Genomic DNA, 4,200 nt, shown 5'->3' on the forward strand with positions numbered 1-4,200 from the left:
GCCCAGGATTCGATGATCACCCGCGCGATCGACACCGATCCGGGCAGCAGCAGTTTGGCGTCCGCGGCGCTGCTCCAATCACCGAGTGCCAGCGCGGCACGCACCTCGTCGCGGGTGAACCACGCCGCCTCGGCGATCTCCCCGTCGTTGAACGCGAAGTCCTGGTCGGGATCGCCGATCGCATGGAAGCCGACCATCAGCGAGCGCGGGAACGGCCACGGCTGGCTGCCGAGATAGCGCACATCACGGACCGACAGCCCGATTTCCTCGCGGATCTCCCGCGCGACACAGGTTTCGAACGACTCGCCGGCTTCCACGAACCCCGCCAACAGCGAGAACATTCGCTCCGGCCATACCGTTTGGCGGGCCAGCACGGCCCGGTCGCCGCCGTCATGCACCAGGCAGATGACGGCCGGGTCGATGCGCGGGAATTCCTCCTGACCGGTGACCGGATTGACCCTGGCCCAGCCTGCCCTGACCGGCTTGGTGGGCGACCCGTCCACCGAGCTGAACCGGGCGCTGGCATGCCAGTTCAGCAGCGCTGCGGCCGACGACACCAGTTGCGCACCGACGTCGTCGAAGAGCTGGCCTCCCCGGCGCAGATCGGCCACCTCGGCCTTCAGGTCGGGATCGTCGGGCGCTTCCAGCGGGCCGCGGACTGCCCACACATGTCGACCATCTTCGATGCGGCCCAGGAACACCGCGTCCGGCGGCGGCTTGTCCGCCAACGCCTTCGCGCGGCCCAACACCACCCGGCCGTCGGCGACCATCACCTGGTTGCGCGCGTCAAGCCGCAGCAAAGCGGCGTCCGGCCAGCCTTCGGTGGCCGCGTCGACATCGGTTCGCACCTGATCGGCACGGTCGGCGCCGATCCGCGACAGCAACGGCACGCTCTGCAATTGGAAGTCCACGGTCGGCCTCACCTCCCCGCGCTGCGCACATACAACAGCCGGTCGCCGGCTTCGATGGCGTCGACCTCGGGTGCGTCGACGCGCAGCAATTGGCCGTCGCGCACCACCCCGAGCACGATGTCGGACAGATGGCGCGGGGAACCGCCGACCTCGGCCTGCTCGACGTCGCGCTCGGCGATGGCTAATCCCTCCGACGGCGTCAGCAGGTCTTCGATCATCGCTACCACGCTGGGCGTTGTAGTGGCCACACCGAGTAGCCGGCCCGCGGTCTCCGAGGAGACGACGACGGAGTTTGCGCCGGATTGCTTGAGTAGATGTTGGTTTTCAGCCTCGCGGATCGACGCCACGATCTTGACGTTGGGCGCGATTTCGCGGGCCGTCAGGGTGACCAACACCGCGGTGTCGTCGCGGCTGGTCGCGATGATGATCGCCGACGCGTGCTGAACCGCCGCCAGACGCAGCACATCGGATCTGGTCGCGTCGCCGTGCACGGTGACCAGACCTGCGTTGGATGCGTGGTCGAGGGCGGCCTTCTCGGTGTCGACGACGATCACGTCTTTGCTGGCGGTCTCGTCATCGAGGATCGCGGCGACCGCAGTTTTCCCCTTGGTGCCGTAGCCGACCACGACGGTATGGTTGCGCACTCTGCTCCTCCAACGCTGAATCTTCCACGCTTGCCGGGACCGTTCGGTGAGCACCTGAAGCGTCGTGCCGACCAACACCACGATGAACAGGATTCGCAGCGGGGTGATGATCAGAATGTTGGTCAGCCGCGCGGATTCCGTGAACGGGGTGACGTCGCCGTAGCCGGTGGTCGTCAGAGACACCGTCGCGAAATACACACAGTCGAGCAGCGACATCCGGTCACCGCGCACGTCGGTGTAGCCGTCGCGGGTGAGGTAGACGGTGATCACCGCGACCAGTAACGCGAGCAGTGCGATCAGAACGCGCCGCCAGATCGCGCGCACCGGGCCGATGGGGAGTTCCGGCACGCGCAGCACGCCGACCAGCGCATACGCGGGGAGCTGGGTCAGCGTCTCGTCAAGATCGCCTGGCCGCCGGTTAGTTTTTGCCACAGCTCATCGGCTCGACCTGGCGCACGACACAATGTAACCATGACCGCCACCGCACCAATAGCTCAGCGTGAGGCCAGCCAGGCGGCCGCTTACCGAATCGCGGCAATGCTGCTCAGCGTCGGCATCGTGCACTTTTTGGCGCCGAAACCGTTCGACGACATCGTCCCCGCCGAGCTGCCCGGAAGTCCCCGGCTCTACACCTACATGTCCGGCGTCGCCGAGGTCATTATCGGAGCCCTGCTGTTGGCCCGACGCACTCGACGGTCCGCCGCACTGGCAGCCGTCGCATTGTTCATCGGTGTGTTCCCGGCGAACGTCAACATGGTCCGGTTGTGGTGGGACAAGGCGTGGCCGATGCGCATCGCCGCGCTGGCCCGGCTGCCGTTTCAAATCCCGATGATCACCGCGGCGCTCAAGGTCCGCCGCAACGCCTAACTCGTCGCCGGCGGCGCCACCAGCGCGGCCAGCTCGTCGGGTCCCGGCAGCACATCGGGCACGACGGTGACTCCGGAGCGCACATAATGAAAAGCGGTGCGCACCAACGATTCCGGGCATCCACGTAGCGCGGCCCAGGCCAGCCGGTACACAGCGAGCTGGATGGCGGCCTGTCGGGTGGCCTCCGGCCCACGTGGCGGCTCGCCGGTCTTCCAGTCCACCACCGTGGCGCCGCCGTCGGGATCGGCGAAAACCGCGTCGATGCGGCCGCGGACCACGGTGTCGCCGATAGCCATCTCGAATGGCACCTCGACATCCACCGGCGTACGGGCAGCCCACGGCGACGCGAGGAACGCCGCCTGCAGCGTGGCCAGCTCGTCGGCCTCGCGCTGTGCGGTGTCGGTGTCGGCCGCGCCGGGCAGGTCGCCGAGGTCGAACAGCCGCTCAGCGCCGTAGAATCGCTGAACCCAGTCGTGGAATACGTTGCCCAGCAACGCATGCGGGTCAGGCCGTGCCGGGAGCCGGCGCATCAGCCGCTGCGCGGCGTGCTCCGGCTCGCGGGCCAAGTCCACCAGGCTGCTGACCGACAGTTGGCTTGGCAGCGTTGGCGCGGGCTGGTGGGCGGCGCGGGCCCGCTCGCTGAGCAGCGCATCGACGTCGGCGGCCCAGCCTTCGGTGTCGGCGTCGGTCATCGCCGGTGGTGCGTCCGCCGACATCGCCGCGGCTACCAGCGCCGCCCCGCGCTGCACGTCGGCGCCGCGTTCGCCCAATGGGTCGACGGGCCACACCGCCTCATGAACGCTGTCGCGCAACGGGTTTCGGTCGCCGTCAGCCGGCGCCGACGCCCACTGCTCGATCACTCCGCATGGTTCGCCGGCGGCGGCCGACCGGTCGATGATGTCTTTGAGCTCGGTCAGGAAATCCGAAGGGCCGCGCGGCTTGATGCCGGTTGCGCCCCAATGATGGCCAGAGAGCAGCAGGGTGTCTTCGGCGCGGGTGATGGCCACGTACAGCAGCCTGCGCTCCTCGTCGAGGCGACGTTGCTCCAGCTGGCGACGATGCGTGGATATCTTGTCGGACAGCTGCTTTCGATCGGTCACATCCGACGTATCCAGCACCGGGACACCGTGCACACCCGCCGAGGCACGATCGCCGCGCAGCAGCGGCGGAAGGTCGGCGGCGTCGGTCAGCCAGGTGCGCGCCTGTGCGGTCGACGGGAACACCCCTGCCGACAGGTGGGGTACAGCGACCAGCTGCCATTCCAAACCCTTGGCGGCGTGCACGGTCAGCACCTGCACCCGATTCTGGGCGACGACGATTTGCGCCGGCGACAAGCCGTTTTCGACGACTGCGGCGGCGTCCAGGTAGGCGAGCAGACCGTCGACTGACGCGGCGGTTGTCGCCTCGGCGTAGCGGCCGACCACGTCGGCGAAGGCGTCCAGCTGCTCGACGCCCGACCACCCCGACGCGGCGGGCATCGCCGCGCGAACCTCACAGTCGACGCCCAGCAGCCGGCGCACCTCGGCGACCAGGTCGGGAAGTGGATGGCCGAGGTGACCGCGCAGCATGTTCAATTCCTCTGCGAGCGCGGCGATGCGCCGATACCCGGCCACCGAATAATCGCTCGCCGGCCCGGGGTCAGCGATCGCGTCGGCCAGGCCCGCGGTGTCGGCCTCCGGGCCGGCCGCCTGGGCGATCTGCTCGGCAGTTTCACCGGTGGGCGGCGCCCCGCCGTCGATCGGCCCAGCCTCATGGTGGCGACCCGCTGCGCCCGGCTC

At 68.7% G+C, this 4,200-nt stretch carries 4 protein-coding genes; 1 reads left to right on the forward strand and 3 read right to left on the reverse strand.

Features of this window, described 5'->3' with window-relative positions:
* On the reverse strand, window positions 1-923 hold a 923-nt coding region (nudC, locus tag WBF82_RS17945), incomplete at its 3' end, for an NAD(+) diphosphatase (protein ID WP_424384312.1).
* The gene (locus tag WBF82_RS17950; protein WP_424384313.1) at window positions 920-1,987 is read right to left on the reverse strand and encodes a potassium channel family protein; all 1,068 of its coding nucleotides are present in this window, start codon (window positions 1,985-1,987) and stop codon (window positions 920-922) included. The genes nudC and WBF82_RS17950, both read right to left, overlap by 4 nt.
* Window positions 1,988-2,026: 39 nt before the next feature.
* On the opposite strand from WBF82_RS17950, the gene WBF82_RS17955 reads away from it, so the two are divergent.
* Window positions 2,027-2,422, forward strand: coding sequence for a DoxX family protein (locus WBF82_RS17955; protein WP_424384314.1), 396 nt, complete (start codon window positions 2,027-2,029; stop codon window positions 2,420-2,422).
* Here WBF82_RS17955 and WBF82_RS17960 read toward each other — a convergent pair.
* Window positions 2,419-4,200: 3'-5' exonuclease (locus WBF82_RS17960; protein WP_424384315.1), on the reverse strand; the 1,782-nt coding region annotated here is incomplete at its 5' end. The two genes, WBF82_RS17955 and WBF82_RS17960, sit on opposite strands and share 4 nt — an antisense overlap.

It is taken from the genome of Mycobacterium sp., from assembly GCF_049673265.1.
GTDB lineage: Bacteria > Actinomycetota > Actinomycetes > Mycobacteriales > Mycobacteriaceae > Mycobacterium.